Origin of the sequence: Jiulongibacter sediminis (assembly GCF_001306455.1) — a bacterium.
In the GTDB taxonomy this organism is placed as follows: domain Bacteria; phylum Bacteroidota; class Bacteroidia; order Cytophagales; family Spirosomataceae; genus Jiulongibacter; species Jiulongibacter sediminis.
The window spans coordinates 419,139-437,370 of record NZ_LGTQ01000009.1; the positions used below are offsets into that span (position 1 = coordinate 419,139).

Below are 18,232 nucleotides of genomic sequence, written 5' to 3' on the forward strand. Positions count from 1 at the left end.
AGAAATAAGTCGGGATTTTTTTGTCAAATGTTTTTCGCAAGGCATGATTTTTGCTCAATTTTTCGTTGCAAAGGAAACTTTACTCCAAAATTGAACAAATTATTAAAAATAGGGTTGCTGATTTTTGTATCGCTAACCGGGGCGTTTGCACAGAAGAACGTCCGGTTGGTCAACAAAATGGAAACCGATTTTAATAATTATGCCTACCAGAATGTTATCAATACGGGGGAATATCTTCTTGATATAGATAAGGGAATTGACTCCGAAATCGAAAAGGACGTTCTGAAGAAACTAGCTTATGCTCATTACTTTACAAAGAATTATGTTAAGGCTGAGCAATATTTTAGAGAAGCATTAAACAAAAAATCAGACCTTAATCAAGATTCCGAATTGCTCCTGAGGTATGCTCAGGTGTTGTCGGCTAACGGCAAACATGCAGAGTCCTCGGATGCATGGAGGGCTTATTCTCAGTTAGCTGAGAATAAGCAGGTGGCACAGGACTTTGCCTTGATACAGGATGATCCGGAGCCCTTGATTCGTAATGTTAGGAGTTACTCGATTGATTATCTGCCATTTAACTCCTCTTACGCGGAATTTAGTCCTGTTAATTTTAAGGATGGCTTGGTTTTTGTAAGTGGCCGGCCGGTATTTAATGGGGTTAAAAGAATTTTCCAGTGGGATGATTCGCCCTTCCTTGATTTGTATTTTCTGGATGACCGCAATAAGATTTTTCAAGACAATGGTTCCGGTCTAAGTGGAGGTGATTTGTCAGAAAAAAGGTTTAAACAGCTGGGGAGCGACTCATACACGCCTCAAACAGCAAATGATGGTCCCACTTTGTCTTACAAGGCGACAACGGGATTTATGGAGAAGCCAAAATTGGATGCCCAGCGAATAGACAGAACCTTAAATTCAATTTATCACGAAGGGCCTTGCGTTTTCTTTAATGATGACGAAAGTATTGTTTTTACGCGAAATGGAGTAGGCTCTTTGTCTTATGAAAACCCTGATGGCGTTAACAGAGTCCATCTTTACATGGCCGATAAAGTGGGTGATAAATGGGTAAACCTTAGGGCTTTTCCTTATAATAGTGGAGATTATAGTACCGGACATCCGGCTTTCGTGGCTTTGGAGAATATTATGTTCTTCGTTTCTGATATGCCGGGAGGTTATGGAGGAACCGATATTTATTATTCAAAATATCTTGACGGTCTATGGGGGAAGCCTGTAAATGCCGGTGAGAGTATTAATACCTCGGGCAATGAAATGTTCCCGTTTATTGATGAGAATAATCAGCTTTATTTTGCTTCAGATGGGCATCCTGGCTTGGGAGGGCTTGATCTCTTTACGGTTTCACTGGCTATGAATGGTAAGCCCGAGGGTATGGTTCACAACCTGGGAACTCCTCTGAATTCCAAATGGGACGACTTTGGCATTCTCGCCAATGATGATTTTAGTTCCGGGTATTTCAGTAGCAACCGCAAGCATGGTGATTCGGATGATGATATTTACAGTTTTACTCGCACCGGCTCAAAGTTCGGGTGCAGAAACGTAATTCTCACAGCTTCGGAGGCTGGGAATGGAAAGGTAATGCCTGGCTTGACTTTTAAATATTATGTCATCGGAGAGCCTGAGAATTCCTTTGAAGGTATTTTAGATGTGAATGGCGAGGCTAATCTTTGTTTGGAAGCCGAGAAGGAATTTTATTTTGAGTTTGATAATAAGAGAGTTGAGCAAAAGAAAATCTATTTCTCGACTCATAATCTCTCTGATATCCGTGCTTCAAAACTGACGGTCGAACTAAAACTTTCTGAATTCCCTCAGGAAGAGAAGCCAAAACAGGTAGTGCCACAAGTAATGGCAAGGACTACAGATACCCGTTTTGAAAATTACTATGCCGGCCAAATAACTGGGAAAGACAATTTGCCGGTTTCGGGTGTGCGGGTTAGATTCATCAATAAGTGCACTGGCGAAACTATTGAGGTTCAGACGAAATCCGATGGAAAATATGCTTTTGTAAGAGACAAAGAGTGCGACTACGAGTTTATAGCCATGAAAGCCGGCTTTGCTACCAACTACGAGTTTATAGCAAGAGAGCCTGAAAAAAAGGTAATTGCAAAAGTGAGAAGTATCTTACCAAAGAAAGAGAGTTCAGCGGCTTCGGCATCGAGTACTTCATTTTTTGATCCTGATATTTTCAGGGTGGGCGATGTGGTGAAAATGGATAAAATCTACTACAATGCAGATGAGTTTGCTTTGAGTGGAGAAGCGGCCGGAAATCTGGATCAGTTGGCCTCAGTATTGAATAAATACCCTGATATGGTCATTGAGGTAATTTCTCATACCGATAGCCGAGGTAGTGCTAAAGATAATCTTCTGATATCTCAAAAGCGTGCCGACGAGGTTAAAAAATACATTGTCAGCAAAGGTGTTAATGCTAATCGGGTGAAGGCCATCGGGAAAGGTGAGAGTTCTCCGGTCAATAACTGCGGCGACGGGGTGCAATGCACAGATGCCGAATACCGCAGAAACCGACGTACAGAGTTTAGGATTCTTCAGATTGAGCGAATCTAGAATGGAAGGTCGTCTTCGTCTGTTCCGGTAGTAAACTGTGGGTCAGGCTCATTTACTCTAGAGCTACTACCTGCCGGGCTTTGATTTCCATAAGTACCCTCAGAAGAGGGGTAGTCGTTTCCGCCTGAAGATGAGTTATCTCCACCTGCTCTTCCCAGCATCTGCATTGCGAGAGCTCTTATTCTGACACCTGTACGCTCCTGACCATTCTGATCAGTCCATTTTTCATTTCGGATTTTACCTTCTATAAAGAGTGGGTCTCCTTTTTTTACATACTGCTCGACAACATTGGCCAGGCCATCCCAGATTTCTATTCGGTGCCATTCGGTCTGCGTTTGGCGTTGTCCGTTTCTGTCGTTATAGGTTTCGGAGGTAGCCAGTGAAAAGTTAGCCACTTTCGACCCGCTAGGCAACGTCCGGATTTCTGGGTCACCACCTACATTTCCTATCAATAGTACTTTATTTAGTCCTGCCATTTTTTGTATTTTTTCAGAAAGTGAAGTTACGTTTTAAAAATTGGATTGTCGTTTAAATAGTTCACAATTAGCTGGTGTTTAGGTAACTGCTCTATTTCATCTTCGGTAAAGAAGTTAATTCTGGTTTGATTGTCAACTTTTGCTAAATCTATTGGCCAAAAGCGAGCATTTATCCGCTGATGGCTCAGCAAGTGTATTTTTGAGGATGGAATGCCTATTGCAATATCTTTTGGTTTAATCCAGTCAGGAAGGTTTTTAACAAGCAGTTGAAAATCTTCAACGACTTTATCAGTCTCTATCAGAGGGAATTCAAACAGACCAGCCCATATTCCTTTTTGAGGCCGTTTTTGAAAGAATATTTTGCTCTCATTCTCAACTACCAGATAATTGAAATAGCGATCTCTAACTTTGGTCTTGTTAATTTTTACCGGATAGTTCTGTTGAGTTTGGTTTTTCAATGATTGGCATTCGGCAGCCAAGGGGCACTCTGGACATAAAGGTTTTTTAGGCTTACAAATGGTAGCTCCAAGCTCCATCATAGCCTGATTGTAATCGCCGGGTCTTTTATTATCAATCAGCGAATCAGCCAGATTTGAGAATTTTTTAATGCCTTTATTGCTATTTATTGGAGTATCGATTTCAAAAAGCCTTGAGAGTACCCGATATACGTTGCCATCAACAACCGCTTTCTTCTCGCCAAAGGCAATCGAGGAGATGGCAGCGGCGGTGTAGTCACCCACTCCTTTCATTTTTTTTAGCTCGGTAAAGGTAGAGGGGAAGTTGCCGTTGAGTTCGTTTGCAATATATTGAGCAGCAGCATGCAAGTTTCGGGCTCTTGAGTAATAACCCAGACCCTGCCAGTTTCTGAGAACTTCTTCCTGATGAGCACCGGCCAGGTCAAAGACTGTCGGGTAGGCCTCTATAAACCGTAGGTAGTACTCCAAACCCTGGTCAACCCGGGTTTGTTGAAGAATAACCTCAGATAACCAGATGAAATAAGGGTTTGATGTTTCTCTCCAGGGTAAATTTCTCTTGTTTTGATGATACCACTCGATAATTTTGGAAGAAAGCATTTATTATGTCAGAAAAAATGTTTAATTGAGCGAAAGCCTCCTGTAACTTACTTGTAATAAATATTTTAAGCGAAAAATATCTCCAATATATTGGGGGAGGAAAAGCAATTCGTCTATATTTGTGCCCCCAAGAAAGGAATAAGAAACTTTTAACACTAAGTATAACCAAAAATTTAATTTAATCGTGACGAAAGCAGAAGCTATAGCAGCAATTTCAGACAAGACTGGTATCGATAAAGCCAGTGTATCTACTACCCTTGAGGCATTCTTCGTAACTGTGAAAGACACCCTTGGAGAAGGAGAAGCTCTTTATATCAGAGGTTTCGGAAGCTTCATCAACAAGAAGAGAGCTGCGAAAAAGGCGAGAAATATCTCTAAGAAAACCACTGTTACAGTACCTGAGCATCACGTACCAAGCTTCAAGCCTTCAAAGGAGTTTGTTGAGATGATCAAGTCAAAAATTAAGTAACAATTAAGATGAGCGGGCTTAAACCTGAAAAACACATATTATTTGTAGTGATTGCCGGAGTGCTGGCAGCAGTTGGCTTATTTAGCTTACCAAAATATGTAGTTCAGAATGAAACCGGTGAACAGCCCGCTCAATCTTCCTCTAAAACCACGACAACGGAAAAAGAACCACATCTTCAGCTAAGCGAACAACAAGATCAGGCCTTGGCTGAAATAAAAAATTCATCAAAAGACCCTCTCGACATATATCAGGATTTGGCTATATTTTTTGCCGGAGCAAATATGTATGATAGCTCTGCCTTTTATGCAGAAAAAAGAGCTTCTGAAATAAATAACGAGCAAGAGTGGTTAATGACCGGTGATTATTACTATCAGGCTTATTCTTTGAGCCTTAATCCTGTTACTCAGGAAGAGTTTGCTGAGAAAGCTCGTTCGGCCTATCAAAAGGCCTTGGAGATTAATCCAAATCAATTGCATGCAAGAACGAATACGGCTATGACGTATGTGACGTCGGCATCACCGATGCAGGCTATCATGATGCTTCGACAGGTATTAGAAATAAACCCTCGTTATGTGCCGGCTATTATGAGTATGGGTGCTCTTTCAATGCAGTCTGGTCAATATGACAGGGCAGTGAGCCGCTTTGAGCAGGCTTTGGCTATTGATGAAGGTAATCTGAATGCACAGCTTGGTTTGGCTTACAGCCTGATAGAAACCGGCGAGAAAGACAAAGCCAAAAGTATTCTTGAAGGTCTCAGTGAAATAGGCCTTGATGATGTTCTTCAAAATGAAGTTGACAAGACTTTGGAAAGTCTAAAGTAATCTTTATTTTTGCGGTTCGATTATGACCAGCCCTGATCCCTGAGGGTGTTGTTATAAAGATTTTTATGTGAAATTGATCTCAAAGGGAAGAGATCGTTATCTACAGAAATTATGCCTTGCGGAAAGAAAAGAAAAAGACATAAGATGGCTACTCACAAGAGAAAGAAGCGTCTAAGAAAAAACCGTCACAAGAAGAAGTAATCCATCCTGACGGGGTAGATACATTTACCGGTTTCTTCTCTATAAATTAGCAGTTAACAGAGGACACTGAAAAGTGTGAAACCGTCTGTTTGCTGCTTTTTTTGTATAAATTATTATTAACCAATTAATTCTAACTCAGCGTTGAGCAACGAATTATTCATCAGTTCTACTGAGAAAGGGGAGCGGATAGCTCTTCTTCAGGATAAGCGACTCATAGAATACCACTTCGACGAAGCAGAGCATCAGTTCTCTGTCGGTGATATTTATCTGGGTACAGTCAAAAAAGTAGTTTCTGGTCTTAATGCAGCTTTTATAGATATCGGGTATGAGAAGGATGCTTTTTTGCATTATCATGATCTCAGTCCCAATATTTTATCTCTGAACGCCTACACTAAAGGAATACTGAATAAGAAACCTTTCAGTAAGCGTCTTAAGGGTTTCAAGCTTAAACCTCAGATTGACAAACTCGGTAAAATTACCGACGTCCTGACCAAAGGGCAGTCTATTCTGGTTCAGGTAGTAAAAGAACCAATCAGCTCAAAAGGGCCGCGTCTTTCCTGTGATATCTCAATCGCAGGAAGATATGTGGTGCTTGTTCCTTTCGCGAATGCAGTAAACATTTCTAAGAAAATCACCAGTAAACAAGAGCGGCAGCGTTTGCATAAAATGCTCAGCTCTGTAAAGCCGGAGAATTTTGGTGTAATTGTTCGCACTGTTGCCGAAAATAAGGAACTTGATGAGCTACAGAAAGATCTGGAGGAATGTGTAGAGAAGTGGGAGAAAGGTATTTTTAAGCTTAAAAAAGCAAAGCCAAGAGATCGAATAGTTTCAGAAATGAATCGTGCTGCCTCTATCCTTAGGGATATGCTTAACGATAATTTTGACAATGTAGTTGTTGACTCAAAAGACAATTACGAGAAGCTAAAGGCACTACTTCAAAGTATTGCTCCCGAGAAGCTTAAAATTCTTAAATTCCATAATGGCAAGTCAAAACTGTATGAGCAATACGGTATTGAACGACAACTGAAAAGTCTTTTCGGACGTTCAGTAAGCTTACCAAGCGGAGGATATCTTATAATTGAGCACACCGAAGCTTTACATGTTATTGATGTAAACAGTGGTAACAAATCAACTCGTGAAGAGGATCAGGAAGCCACAGCCGTTAATGTAAATAAGGAAGCGGCCCGCGAAATTGCCCGTCAGTTAAGGCTTCGGGATATGGGCGGTATTGTGGTGATTGACTTCATTGATATGAAGCAGGCTGCTAACCGCAAAGAAATTAACAGCGTCCTTAAAAATGAAATGAAGGGCGACAGGTCAAAATATACTGTTCTCCCTATCACTAAGTTTGGTTTGGCTCAGATTACTCGTCAGAGGGTACGTCCTGAGATGAACATCGTAACCAAGGAGAAATGCCCAAGCTGTAATGGAACGGGCAGTATTCAGGCCAGTATTACGGTTACTGATTTGCTTGAAAACCATCTCGATCATTTGATGGAGAAGCAAAATGAGGCCAAAATGAGTATAATCCTCCATCCGTTCTTATATGCGTATTATCGGGAGGGGGTAATCTCCAGACAACTGAAATGGTATTTCAAATACAAAAAATGGATTAAACTCATAAAGGATTCGTCACTTGGAATCACAGAGTTTCATTTCCTGAATGCCCACGGCGAAGAAATAGAACTTAAATAAAAAAATCCCCTCTGATATTCAGAGGGGATTTTTTGTTAGTATCTATCATAAAAGCGTCTTACCTCGCGGGTAAACTGATCGTAAATCGGTTTACAGAATTCTACAAAAAGCTGTTGAGGTGGAGGAGGTAGCTCTTCTTTCATTTTTGACATTGCCAGCTCGTCCTCGGTAAGAGCTCTTTCATCACCATTAAAACTGGCCCATTCATTAACCCAGGTAAACTCACCCGGAAACTCTTTTTTGTCCAAAATACGATCTGTCTGGAAATCAATAATCTCCATTGAAAGAATACCTTTTGAGTTTACTATTTTTCGGTTTTGAGATAAAGTAGCAGTTACTTTGTCATAGACATCTACAGACTTACCTCTGATAGTTGCTGTGCCTGTTTTGACGGAGTCTTCACTGGTTACAGTCTTTTCAGATCTTTCCACGAGAGTTTCACCAACAACGAAATCCACAAAGTCAAGACGGATCACATGGTCAGGTCTTAGTTCAACTGTTTTCGCTTCAGCAGGTGAGTAAAAGCGAATAAACTTATTTAGTCGTTTATTCTCCCTCAAAAACTCATCAATTCGGTCCTGAAAGTACTCGTTGCTGATTTTATAAACCCTGGAGTTGACTTTTGGTTGTTCTACCACAACATGATATGAACCTGCGTCAAGTGCCTCATCCATTTTGGTTCTGACATCTTTGAAGTTTGGGGCAAAATCAAAAAGGATCTGGAATGACTCAAAAGCATCTCTTCCACTTTCAATGGTACCTTTTTCCAGCATAGAATTTGCATAAGTATATCTTTCTTCTGCGGCTAACTCGCGAGCTTCTTCCGCTTCCTTGAAATAGGATCGAGGACTTACTTCACGACGGCAACTCACGCATCTGGAGATTAGGTCATGCATATTGTTGAGTTTGCTGTAGCCGTCTAAAACTCTTTCATAACGGAATTGCTGATTTGCTTGTTTTGCGTTGTTGATATCAGCCATTAACTCCTCGGAAGCGTAAGCGTAGGCCTGTGGTAAGACCTCAAGCGACTTCTCATTATCAACATCTTTTTTAAGTTTGTCAACGGCCTGAAGGACGGCGTTATAATAATCTCCCTGCTCCAGAGCTTTAGTTCCGCTTTTTGAACAGGCGAAACTTATGGACATGAGCAAGACAGCAATAGCTAGATTTTTCAATGTGGTTCCCATGGTTATTTTGGTTTAGGTTAAGAATTAAGACATACCAAATTTTACCTGATATTCTCCATGAACCAAAATTAAGGCTAGACTTAACAAATTATTAAAAGGAGGTCAATATTTTATAATACGGGCTTATTCTTCCACTTTTTGTAGCACTGCAGACCCGAAATTGACTGAAAAAGCTTTACACCAAATCAAAACGTGGTCCATTTTTTCAGCATCGGTTTCATCTGAAAGCTTATATTTCACACTTCCGTTTTTAACTTCCTTGCTGATTTCTGTAAAGCCGGTAGCTCTGTTATCCTCCGCCATATATACCCTGAGATCGGGTCCGCTATCAGTTTTAAAATCAAGGAAAACAAGAGAAAGTGAATTGTCTTCTTCCAATATGACCTTAGCCTTTCCGGAGGTAGGGTGAGCTCCGTTCATAAATTCTCCCTCAAATAAAACGGTCTCTGTCCCACTTGAAACCGAGGACATATCATCTTCATCAAGATCGGTAGCAGGGTTTACCTTGTCTACGTTGCAAGCCTGAGTAATAACTATAATGAGAGCAAGGCCAAGGACAAACTTTAATTGTTGTTTCAATGTTTCTAATAATGTACTTCTTACCATGGCGAAATGAATACTTTACTTAAAAATTGGACTCCACTCAGACTTACGCATCTTGTTGTATCCTTGGTTTTACTCGCTTGTGCATTTTATTATCATCATAATATTTTCCTCTATATTTTAGGAGGAGGTTTTTTGGCACAAGCTCTTCTTCACTCCGGGTGTAGTAATAAAAGCTGTGAAACGCCTCAAAGAAGATCAGGAAGATATAGAAGAAGGCATTAGGCGAAGAACATGTAGCCCATCAATATAGCGGCTACAATGCCCACAAAATCCGCCAGAAGGCCGTATTGTATGGCATATCGAACCTTGGAAACTCCAACCGAACCAAAATACAATGCGATCACATAAAAGGTGGTATCTGTAGTTCCCTGGAAAATACAAACGAGTTTGCCTACAAATGAGTCAGGTCCACCGTTTTCCGGAGCCATCGCTTCAAGCATTAATCCACGGGCACCACTACCTGATAAAGGCCTCATAATAGCTACAGGAAGGGCCTCCACAAATTTTGTATCAAAACCGAGCGAAGCAAATCCCCATGCCAGTCCGTCAGTAATATAACCTAGCATTCCGGAATTTCTGAGCATGCTGATCGCAACCAGCATCCCGACGAGATATGGAATAATTTTGACAGCTACCTGAAAACCTTCTTTGGCTCCGGTAATGAAAGTGTCAAAAACATCAATTTTTTTCCAAAGACCTCCGGCAATAAAGCCTACAATCACAACCAGAAGAATGAGGTTGCTGTAAACCTTGGAGAAGGATTCAATTTCGGATTGAGATAAAGTGCTCAAATACCAAATAAGAAGTCCAACGGCTCCGGAAATTCCTCCGATCCATCCCAGAATTGTTTTGTCCCAGATTTTAATTTTTTGCTTCAGCATTACCGCCATCAGGCTGATCACTGTTGCGAAATACGTACTGATTAACAAAGGCATAAAAACATCAGAGGGGTCTGCTGCTCCCATAGATGCTCTGTATGTCATAATATTTATCGGAATCAATGTGAGGCCCGATGTCTGTAGTACCAAAAACATGATCTGGGCATTTGAGGCCGTGTCTTTGCTCGGATTAAGTTCCTGAAGGCTTTCCATCGCTTTAAGTCCAAACGGGGTGGCAGCATTATCAAGATTAAGCATATTGGCCGAAAAGTTCATAATCATTTGACCATGAGCCGGATGGTTTGCTGGTACTTCAGGGAAGAGTTTTCGAAAAAAAGGCCCTATAATCCGTCCAAGAAAGCGAATTGCACCGGCTTCTTCACCAATTTTAAGAATACCCAGAAAGAGAGTCATTACGCCTGTTAGAGCTAATGAAATCTCGAAACCTGTTTTGGCCGAATCGAAGACACCACCTACGAGCAATTCAAAAATTTGCTCATCCTGGAAGAAGAAATATTTAATGAGAGCAACAAAAAGAGCTACCAGAAAGAAACCGGCCCAGACATAATTTAATACCATAAAAGGCGATCAGAGTAAATTTTTATCACGAAATTTCGCTGCGAACCCTGCGAAATTAAGTATTCGCCGCACATTTATGAAACAATTTACGTTTTCCTTCCTGATGTTTCTGATGATCTCTGCTTGTCAAAATGAAGAAGGTGATAAGGAGCTTAAATCTTACCAAATTCAAATTCAGGAACCGGGAAAAACTCCCGAATTGGCCCCAATTGGGTCGTTTGAACAATCACTTGTAGATCAGGGTCTTGTTGATATTCAGGAAGTAGACCCGACAATCTATGTTGACCTTAAATATTCTACTACTGATAATTTTTTTGGCGAAGATGTATATCAGGAGCTTACCAGAGCCTATTTGCCTCTGGATGTGGCGGAGGAATTAAAAACAGCAAATGAACTGCTTAAGTTTGATTATCCTGACTACCGGCTTCTGGTTTTTGATGCCGTAAGACCACATAGAATTCAAACTATTTTGTGGGAGGCTTTAGATAGCATTCCACCTCTGAACAGAAAGGCATTTGTGGCTGATCCGGCTTTGGGTTCTCTTCATAATTACGGCTGTGCTGTAGATCTCTCAATTTATGATGTTAGAGCTGATACCCTTCTGGATATGGGTACCAAATATGATTATTTTGGCCATCTGGCATATCCAAGAAAAGAGGAAGAAATGTTACTGAGTGGCCAATTGAATGAGAAGCAGATAGCCAACAGAAGAATCTTAAGAAAAATGATGGGGAAGGCAGGTTTTACTCCAATAAACAGCGAATGGTGGCATTTCAACACCACAAGTCTTGCTGTGGCCAAAGAGAAATATAAGCTTATTGAATAGAAAAAAGCAGCCGCCCAAAGGGCAACTGCTTTTGGATCACCTAACCACTAAAGTATTAGAGGGTAAGTCGGTGTGGAGACAATAGTCTTTTCACTTCTCGCAGACGTCTCCTGGAGACATCTACTTTATCACCTGTTCTCAATTCGACCTGTCCTTGGCCTTTCTGGAAATCCGTTGATATGACGTGAATTCTATTGATGATATGTGATTTGTGGGTTCTGATAAAGTCGGAGGAGTTCAACTCATACTGATACTCCTTCAAGGTTTTAGAGCTAAGAAAGGACTGATTTTTAGTGTATACGAAGGTGTAATTGACTTTGCCCTCAAGACGAATAATATCTTCTTTTTTTACCCTATGCTCACTTTTGCCCTTCATGAAACGAAGGGTGTTTTTGTTTTTTGTTGTCATTTAATACTTGTGGTAGTGGTTCTAAATCTGTGATCCAAGTTAGTGAAGGGAGTATGGTGATTCAAACTGCCTGAAGGGCTCTTGTTTTGATTTAACTATTTGATAAATAGTGCATTGTGATAATTTAGGTATACCAAAATGCGAGATTTTACTCTAGGTATTAGGTAAAAATACCTTAGATGAAAAGAAGATAAATTATCACTTTATTGATATGTATTTAGGTTTGGCCGAGGTTGTCGATGTTTTTTAAAACTCATTATCTTTGTGCCTCTTAAGCAAAACCGAAAAAAGCGTGTTAGAAAAAATAGAAAGTATTCTGAAAGAAGCTTCAGAGTGGTCTGCAAAAAGTGCACAGGATGTTGAGAATTTTCGACTTGCTTTTTTGAGTAAGAAGGGAAAGCTCAATCAGCTTTTTGATGAATTCAAGCAGGTTCCCAACGAGAAAAAAAGAGAATTTGGGCAAGAGCTGAATAAGTTAAAGACCCAAATCGAGGAAAAGTTCAGCTCCTTGCAAGAACAAGGAAATGAGTCTGGCGGGCATTCGGCTGATCGTCCTGATATTTTCTTGCCAGAGGTACCTGATGGTCTCGGGGCTCTGCATCCATTGACGCTGACCAGAAGAAGAATATCTGAAATCTTTGCCAGAATGGGCTTTAACAGCGAAGATGGCCCTGAAATGGAGACTGATTGGTATAATTTTACCGCCCTAAATTTTCCTGAGAATCATCCCGCCCGAGAGATGCAGGATACTTTCTTTATTGCGAGGGGTAAAGAGCAAAAAGATGATACTTTATTGCGTACCCATACTTCAAACGTTCAGATACGGTTGATGGAGCATCAAAAGCCTCCTTTAAGGTCAATTATGATAGGAAGGGTATACAGAAATGAAGCTATTTCTGCCCGGGCTCACTGCCAATTTCATCAGGCTGAAGGCCTTTATGTTGACAAAAACGTAAGTTTCAGGGACCTCAAAGATACACTTCTCCACTTTGCGAAAGAGATGTTTGGTAAGGATACAAAAATCAGATTGAGACCGAGTTATTTTCCATTCACAGAGCCTAGTGCAGAAATAGATATATCGTGCTTTATCTGTAAAGGTGAAGGCTGTAATATTTGTAAAAAAACGGGTTGGGTAGAGATCGGTGGTGCGGGAATGGTAGACCCGTTTGTTCTTGAAAGTTCAGGTATTGATCCGGAAGAATACACTGGTTTTGCATTTGGAATGGGGATAGAGCGAATAGCCATGTTGAAATATGATATCAATGATATTCGTTTGTTTTTTGATAACGATGTTCGCTTTTTGAGTCAGTTTAAAGGTGCTTAAATCTGAGATGAGTCGGTTAATAAAAGTTGCTGTTTTTCTTGTTTCAAACTTATTGTTCACTGGTCTTTCCTACGCACAGTTAGAGATCACTTTTCCTGCTGAACGAGCCGTTTTTCAAAGGGATAATCAGAATAACGGTTATATTACTATTTCGGGAATTGCTTCAAAAGAGGCAACGGTTATTGAAGCAAAACTTACTCCTGTAGTTGCTGGTCAGGGAACTGAGACGGATTGGCAACTAATTGATGAACAGTTGATTGGTGGTACGTTTTCAGGTCAGATCTCGGGAAAAGGTGGCTGGTATAAACTACAGGTCAGGGCTTTTTCAAATGGTAATTTGTTGTCAATTTCCGTGATTGAGAAAGTGGGAATAGGGGAGGTTTTTGTGATATCGGGGCAATCAAATGCTCAAGGCTTTTTACGGTTTAATCCCAAAGGTTCAGTGGATGATCGTGTCAATGGTTATGGGTTTTACAAAGCTGATTTTATTGACGAAAACGCAACTTTGACTGACATCAGGCATATCGACAGAGAACTGAATATTGGTCCTCATGGCCAAAGTGCCTGGGCCTGGGGTGAGCTGGGGGACAAGCTGGCAGCCAAGTACAATGTGCCTGTTTTGTTTTTCAATACTGCGTACGAAGGCACCTTGATTGAAAACTGGGTAAAAAGTGCCAGAGGCGAAACTACTCAACACCAGGGTTATGGCTTCACTTTTACGGGAGGTGCTCCTTATTCATTTCTGAAGATAATTCTTCAAAATCATGTCAATATTTATGGAATGCGTTCTATCATCTGGATACAAGGTGAGAGCGATTACCAGACTGACGGAGATATTTATTACGCTAACCTGAAGTATTTTGTGAATAAAGTTGGGAGTGATGTTGGGAAAACTATTCCATGGATAATTACAAAAACATCATTGAACTTTAATCTCTCTTTTGACAAAATATTGTTTGCACAGGGGAAAGTAATCAATGAGCTGCCGAATGTGTTTTCCGGTCCATTAACAGACTATGTCGGGATTCCCCGCTACGATGGTGTACACCTCTTTAATAACGGTTTTTTAGATGGTATCTCTGAATTGGCAGAGGCTCTGAATGGTACATTGAATCAAAACCTTTTGAACCAGATGACACCGATTCAAGGGAAGCCAATTTTGCCTTTAAATGCTGTTTGTGTAAGTGGTGGAAATGCCCGTATAAGCTTGAAAGACAATAGTACCAACACACCAAGTTGGAGTAATGGAGTTAAAGCCGATGTAATACAGTTGTCATCTGGCAGAATAAGTGCTAAAGTGAAAGATCCTAATGGGAATACAAGTATTTCAGAGGTCATTGAAGTAAAAAATATTTTTCCTTCTGCCCCGGTTATTTCCAGCCAAAGCCAAAACACGATTTGCGAGGGAAGTACAGCTACCTTTACAGCCGATAGAACCGATTATAAAATCACCTGGCAAGACGGCTCAGAAGCGGCCATTTACACTGCAACAACAACGGAGGATATTTATGCAAGGTATACCAATGCTGAGGGTTGTACATCACCATTGTCTAATCAGATATCATTAAGAGTAGTTGCCAATCCTTCTCCCCCTGTGCTGACAAGTGCAAATGGTAATTTCGGAGAATGTGAGGGAGGTGCAGTTATACTGAACGCACAATCTTCAGCAGCTAAGGTGATCTGGAGTGACGGTAGCGAAGGTGTTTCAAAGAGCGTTTCGGGTGTGGGTAATTTTATCTTTTCAGCCAAGGCGGAAACTCCAGAAGGCTGTAGCTCGCCATTCTCGGATGAGGTGGAGGTAAATATTTACCCGAAACCAGCACCTCCAACGATCACTCAAAATGGACCCTACTCTGTTGGGGTAGTCAATGATGAGGTTTATGAGAGCTATATCTGGAAATTTGAGGGTCAACTGCTCGAAGGTGAGAACTCTGATCAGGTGGCTCCTCCGTCCAATGGATTTTTGAATATAGCAGGGTATGAAAGGCACCAGGCTCCTTTTGCCGCCTTGTGCCTTTCAAATGACTCCGGACTTTTATTCTTTGAGAAGGTTGAGGATGCTCAAGGACTTGTGGTTTATCCTTCCCCACCGGTTGATAATAAGGTCTACCTTACTTCAGATCAGCCTATTGATCTACTTTCGATAGGTATTTTTGATACTCAGGGGAAAGCGGTGGTAAGATCGCAGCAGATACGTAATGTAAACCTGCCATATGAGTTTGTTTTTGATCAGCAGGTCTTTCATGGCTTCTATATCATGGTCGTTAATTACGACGGTTTGGAGAAAAGATTCAGGCTGTTTTTTGAGTAGTAGTGCCAAATGACAATTCCTGCTGAAACGCTTACATTGAGTGAGTGTTTGGTCCCAAATTGAGGAATTTCAATGACTCTGTCTGAAGTATCAAGGAATTCCTGGCTTACGCCAAAAACTTCGTTTCCGAATACAAAAGCGTATTTCCCTTTCTCAAAAGTGACTTCATTCAGCATGACGCTTTGATTGGTTTGTTCGATCGAAACAATTGAAAAGCCTTCGGATTGAAGCTTCTTAATTAACTCTACTTCGGAGTGTATATGTTCAAAGGCCACCGAGTTAGTCGCACCCAGAGCTGTTTTTTCAATTTCTTTGTTCGGCGGAGACCCCGTAATGCCCACAAGATAAATTTTCTCAATTTTAAAGGCGTCAGCAGTTCTGAAAAATGAACCTACATTCTGCAAACTCCTGATATTATCAAGGACTAAAACCACCGGTATTTTTTCTTCTCGCCTGAAAGTTTCAAGGTCAGACCTGTTCAGACCCTCCATACTTGTTTTTGTGATTTGATTAAGTGGCATAATTCTTGGGTATGAATTAATGGAATTGATAAATACTTATGCGAGTACTAAGAATTTTAACAGCTTTCCTATTCTTGTCTCTTACCACAATAGCTCAAAAAAGCCCGGTAGGAGGGACCAATGGAACTTCAGATGCACTTGGCACAGCTGCCGAATTGCAAATATCTGAAATTATTGACGGACCAGACTGTGTTCAGCGATCATCTAATTCGGTTATTGTAATTAATACACTGGTGAAAGGTACCACCGCAGGCTGTCTTGAAGTTCAGGCTACAGATAATATTGATTTGGAAGACTTTTTTGACTCAGAAAACGGAAGCAGTTTTGATGCCCGTATCGTTGCCCAGTTGCCCCAGCCTGATCCTAATCCCAATCCCAACCCGGATCCTAATCCCAATCCAGACCCCAATCCAACCCCCGATCCTGATCCGACACCAACAGGTGAGAAAGTTTGTGAAAACCTCGCGAATCATGGACCGGCAAATCCACATTTATACGGACATACTTCTTCAAATTCATTTGTTGGAAATCTTATTGCTATTTACGCTCCGGAGTATCGAATTGAGGGATTAACGGACTGGAAAGTAATGAGCTCAGCCGGAGCCGTTAAACCGGGTTCTGCTGAGAAGCTGTTTTATTTTCAGGAACCCTCAGATGGAGGTTCGCGTAATATTATTCTTAGAACTAAGGCTGGCTGTCAGGAATTCAGAGATGTAAGAAATCAGCAGGTGCTGGCTGAAACGCTTGAGGAAGAAACTGGATTCTCTACTCCATCGATGGGAAATACTCAACCAGCGGCTATCGATGTTAACTTTATGGTGAATTCAGAGCTTGAGCATAGGGGCTTTTACGATGCTATTCCGGTGTATAACTTGTTTACAGATAGAGTGGTAAATAATTTATCTCTCCGTGTTGACGGTAGCCAATATTCTCAGTTCCAACTGTACACCTATGATTTGTTTTCCTTCAGATCTAATCCTGACAAAATGGACACTCCTGCCTTGTTTCCTGCAAGGAAAGATTTCGTCTTAGATGTGTCAAATGATGGGTGGAAGACTGCCGCACGATATAATGTTTACAGAAATTATCAGGGAGGACACTGGTCTACTGTTACCACGATGACCCGACATGACAAAAGGGTATCTGTAACCGTGCAAGGTATTAACTGGGACATGGACCAAAGGCTCGTAAATGTTAACTCAGGCCAGGTTTATTACAATATCCCTGAATTTGGTAATGTCTTCGATTTAGGGCCATTGAATGATGGTACTTATCATTTCAGAATTGAAACATACACGGGTGTTGTAATTAACGACCGGGTAATTGTTAAAGTAAAGCAGCCTTTGTTCAATTAAGGGTTAGTCTCTTCCAATTCGTAATACCGGACGTAGTCAATCTCCATTTTCTGAGGAAATATGTTTTCGTCTACACCTTTCTGACCTCCCCAGTTTCCTCCTACGGCGATATTGAGTAAGAGGTATTGAGGTTTGTCAAAAGGCCATTCGGCCCAACCAAACTTTTCTTCTTTCTTTAACTCAAAGTGCATTTGATCATCAATAAAGAATTGGATCAGGTTTGGATACCAGTCCATACGGTAAAGGTGAAAGTCATCAGAGGCCTTATCTACGATTCGATTATTGCCTCTGTTAGTTCCAATGACATGATTAAACGCTTTAGTGTGAATATTTGAATGAACTCTGTTCTGATCATATCCCACATGCTCCATGATATCGAGCTCACCGTTATCAGGCCAATAGTTATTTCCATAATTGTTTTCAGTAGCTAAAGTCCATATTGCAGGCCAGGTGCCCCTTCCTTCGGGTAGCTTCGCTTTGACTTCAATCCGACCGTAAAGAAAATCTCTTTTATTTTTTGTGACCAATCTTGCTGAGGTGTAGGTTGGTTCTGTTTCATTTTTTAAAACCTCAATAATTAGAAAACCATCTTCTACACGGGCATTTTGAATATTGTCTGTATAGGTTTGAAGTTCATTATTTCCCCAGCCTCCGCCACCGAGGTCGTAGCCCCAGATATTCCTGTCGGGCCGGCCTGAAGTATTGAATTCGTCAGCCCATTTTGTTTTTTCGCTAAACGTATATTCCGATATGTTTTTTTGCGGATTTTGAGAAAATCCGGCAAGGCTGAAACAAAGAATTAGGGAGAGAGAAGAATAAATTATTCGTTTTATATGAATGTACTTCATTAATGAAATAGTTAGTTTCGGACATAGAAATGTTTATCAAATATAGAATTGCTTCTTTAAAACAGCGAGCTGAAATTCT

16 protein-coding genes are annotated in these 18,232 nt (G+C 40.8%); 8 read left to right on the forward strand and 8 right to left on the reverse strand.

Annotation, left to right across the window (positions count from 1 at the left end; translation table 11 throughout):
• Positions 1 to 90 precede the first annotated feature (90 nt).
• A complete protein-coding gene (locus AFM12_RS12565; protein WP_165492347.1) occupies positions 91 to 2,574 on the forward strand; it encodes an OmpA family protein in 2,484 nt (827 codons plus the stop codon).
• Here AFM12_RS12565 and AFM12_RS12570 read toward each other — a convergent pair.
• Both AFM12_RS12570 and mutY read right to left on the reverse strand, forming a co-directional pair.
• The gene (locus AFM12_RS12570) at positions 2,571 to 3,050 is read right to left on the reverse strand and encodes a single-stranded DNA-binding protein (RefSeq protein WP_055148711.1); all 480 of its coding nucleotides are present in this window, start codon (positions 3,048 to 3,050) and stop codon (positions 2,571 to 2,573) included. The genes AFM12_RS12565 and AFM12_RS12570 overlap by 4 nt on opposite strands.
• Before the next feature lie 26 nt (positions 3,051 to 3,076).
• Complete coding sequence (gene mutY / locus AFM12_RS12575; protein ID WP_055148713.1) at positions 3,077 to 4,123, reverse strand: A/G-specific adenine glycosylase; 1,047 nt, start codon at positions 4,121 to 4,123, stop codon at positions 3,077 to 3,079.
• 184 nt (positions 4,124 to 4,307) lie between these two features.
• On the opposite strand from mutY, the gene AFM12_RS12580 reads away from it, so the two are divergent.
• From AFM12_RS12580 to AFM12_RS12590, 3 genes are all read left to right on the forward strand, one after another.
• Positions 4,308 to 4,592: an HU family DNA-binding protein gene (locus AFM12_RS12580; RefSeq protein WP_055148715.1), complete on the forward strand. Its 285-nt coding sequence runs from the start codon at positions 4,308 to 4,310 to the stop codon at positions 4,590 to 4,592.
• 8 nt (positions 4,593 to 4,600) lie between these two features.
• On the forward strand, positions 4,601 to 5,413 hold the full coding sequence (locus AFM12_RS12585; RefSeq protein ID WP_055148717.1) for a tetratricopeptide repeat protein: 813 nt from the start codon (positions 4,601 to 4,603) through the stop codon (positions 5,411 to 5,413).
• A gap of 342 nt (positions 5,414 to 5,755) precedes the next feature.
• The gene (locus tag AFM12_RS12590; RefSeq protein WP_055148719.1) at positions 5,756 to 7,309 is read left to right on the forward strand and encodes an Rne/Rng family ribonuclease; all 1,554 of its coding nucleotides are present in this window, start codon (positions 5,756 to 5,758) and stop codon (positions 7,307 to 7,309) included.
• A 35-nt stretch (positions 7,310 to 7,344) separates the two neighbouring features.
• On the opposite strand, the gene AFM12_RS12595 is transcribed toward AFM12_RS12590, so the two are convergent.
• The 3 genes from AFM12_RS12595 to AFM12_RS12605 all read right to left on the reverse strand — a co-directional run bounded on the left by AFM12_RS12595 (position 7,345) and on the right by AFM12_RS12605 (position 10,559).
• Positions 7,345 to 8,496 (reverse strand): hypothetical protein, encoded by a 1,152-nt coding sequence (locus tag AFM12_RS12595; protein ID WP_055148721.1) that lies wholly within the window; start codon positions 8,494 to 8,496, stop codon positions 7,345 to 7,347.
• Between the two features lie 123 nt (positions 8,497 to 8,619).
• Positions 8,620 to 9,075, reverse strand: coding sequence for a DM13 domain-containing protein (locus AFM12_RS12600; RefSeq protein ID WP_157687388.1), 456 nt, complete (start codon positions 9,073 to 9,075; stop codon positions 8,620 to 8,622).
• Between the two features lie 245 nt (positions 9,076 to 9,320).
• The gene (locus AFM12_RS12605; RefSeq protein WP_055148726.1) at positions 9,321 to 10,559 is read right to left on the reverse strand and encodes a spore maturation protein; all 1,239 of its coding nucleotides are present in this window, start codon (positions 10,557 to 10,559) and stop codon (positions 9,321 to 9,323) included.
• A 76-nt stretch (positions 10,560 to 10,635) separates the two neighbouring features.
• On the opposite strand from AFM12_RS12605, the gene AFM12_RS12610 reads away from it, so the two are divergent.
• Positions 10,636 to 11,385 (forward strand): M15 family metallopeptidase, encoded by a 750-nt coding sequence (locus AFM12_RS12610; protein ID WP_055148728.1) that lies wholly within the window; start codon positions 10,636 to 10,638, stop codon positions 11,383 to 11,385.
• A gap of 55 nt (positions 11,386 to 11,440) precedes the next feature.
• Here the strand turns inward: AFM12_RS12610 and AFM12_RS12615 are convergent, their stop codons facing one another.
• The gene (locus tag AFM12_RS12615) at positions 11,441 to 11,794 is read right to left on the reverse strand and encodes a LytR/AlgR family response regulator transcription factor (protein ID WP_055148730.1); all 354 of its coding nucleotides are present in this window, start codon (positions 11,792 to 11,794) and stop codon (positions 11,441 to 11,443) included.
• A gap of 292 nt (positions 11,795 to 12,086) precedes the next feature.
• Here AFM12_RS12615 and pheS point away from each other — a divergent pair, with 292 nt between their 5' ends.
• Together pheS and AFM12_RS12625 are read left to right on the forward strand one after the other, a co-directional pair.
• On the forward strand, positions 12,087 to 13,118 hold the full coding sequence (pheS, locus tag AFM12_RS12620) for a phenylalanine--tRNA ligase subunit alpha (protein WP_055148732.1): 1,032 nt from the start codon (positions 12,087 to 12,089) through the stop codon (positions 13,116 to 13,118).
• Between the two features lie 7 nt (positions 13,119 to 13,125).
• Entirely contained in the window at positions 13,126 to 15,429 is a 2,304-nt protein-coding gene (locus tag AFM12_RS12625) for an immunoglobulin domain-containing protein (RefSeq protein WP_055148734.1), read from the forward strand.
• Here AFM12_RS12625 and AFM12_RS12630 read toward each other — a convergent pair.
• Positions 15,387 to 15,950 (reverse strand): RNA methyltransferase, encoded by a 564-nt coding sequence (locus AFM12_RS12630; protein ID WP_229308500.1) that lies wholly within the window; start codon positions 15,948 to 15,950, stop codon positions 15,387 to 15,389. The genes AFM12_RS12625 and AFM12_RS12630 overlap by 43 nt on opposite strands.
• Positions 15,951 to 15,988: 38 nt before the next feature.
• On the opposite strand from AFM12_RS12630, the gene AFM12_RS19870 reads away from it, so the two are divergent.
• Positions 15,989 to 17,305, forward strand: coding sequence for a hypothetical protein (locus AFM12_RS19870; RefSeq protein ID WP_131458348.1), 1,317 nt, complete (start codon positions 15,989 to 15,991; stop codon positions 17,303 to 17,305).
• On the opposite strand, the gene AFM12_RS12640 is transcribed toward AFM12_RS19870, so the two are convergent.
• Positions 17,302 to 18,153 carry a glycoside hydrolase family 16 protein gene (locus AFM12_RS12640; RefSeq protein WP_055148738.1) on the reverse strand — a complete coding sequence of 284 codons (852 nt, stop codon included), beginning with the start codon at positions 18,151 to 18,153 and terminating at the stop codon, positions 17,302 to 17,304. The genes AFM12_RS19870 and AFM12_RS12640 overlap by 4 nt on opposite strands.
• Positions 18,154 to 18,232 lie beyond the last annotated feature (79 nt).

Excerpts from the sequence above, each read along its gene's own strand:
- AFM12_RS12570 (WP_055148711.1), bottom strand. The coding sequence starts at position 3,050 with ATGGCAGGACTAAATAAAGTACTATTGATAGGAAATGTAGGTGGTGAC.
- mutY (WP_055148713.1), bottom strand. The coding sequence starts at position 4,123 with ATGCTTTCTTCCAAAATTATCGAGTGGTATCATCAAAACAAGAGAAAT.
- AFM12_RS12585 (WP_055148717.1), top strand. The coding sequence starts at position 4,601 with ATGAGCGGGCTTAAACCTGAAAAACACATATTATTTGTAGTGATTGCC.
- AFM12_RS12595 (WP_055148721.1), bottom strand. The coding sequence starts at position 8,496 with ATGGGAACCACATTGAAAAATCTAGCTATTGCTGTCTTGCTCATGTCC.
- AFM12_RS12605 (WP_055148726.1), bottom strand. The coding sequence starts at position 10,559 with ATGGTATTAAATTATGTCTGGGCCGGTTTCTTTCTGGTAGCTCTTTTT.
- AFM12_RS12610 (WP_055148728.1), top strand. The coding sequence starts at position 10,636 with ATGAAACAATTTACGTTTTCCTTCCTGATGTTTCTGATGATCTCTGCT.
- AFM12_RS12615 (WP_055148730.1), bottom strand. The coding sequence starts at position 11,794 with ATGACAACAAAAAACAAAAACACCCTTCGTTTCATGAAGGGCAAAAGT.
- AFM12_RS12625 (WP_055148734.1), top strand. The coding sequence starts at position 13,126 with ATGAGTCGGTTAATAAAAGTTGCTGTTTTTCTTGTTTCAAACTTATTG.
- AFM12_RS12630 (WP_229308500.1), bottom strand. The coding sequence starts at position 15,950 with ATGCCACTTAATCAAATCACAAAAACAAGTATGGAGGGTCTGAACAGG.
- AFM12_RS19870 (WP_131458348.1), top strand. The coding sequence starts at position 15,989 with ATGCGAGTACTAAGAATTTTAACAGCTTTCCTATTCTTGTCTCTTACC.
- AFM12_RS12640 (WP_055148738.1), bottom strand. The coding sequence starts at position 18,153 with ATGAAGTACATTCATATAAAACGAATAATTTATTCTTCTCTCTCCCTA.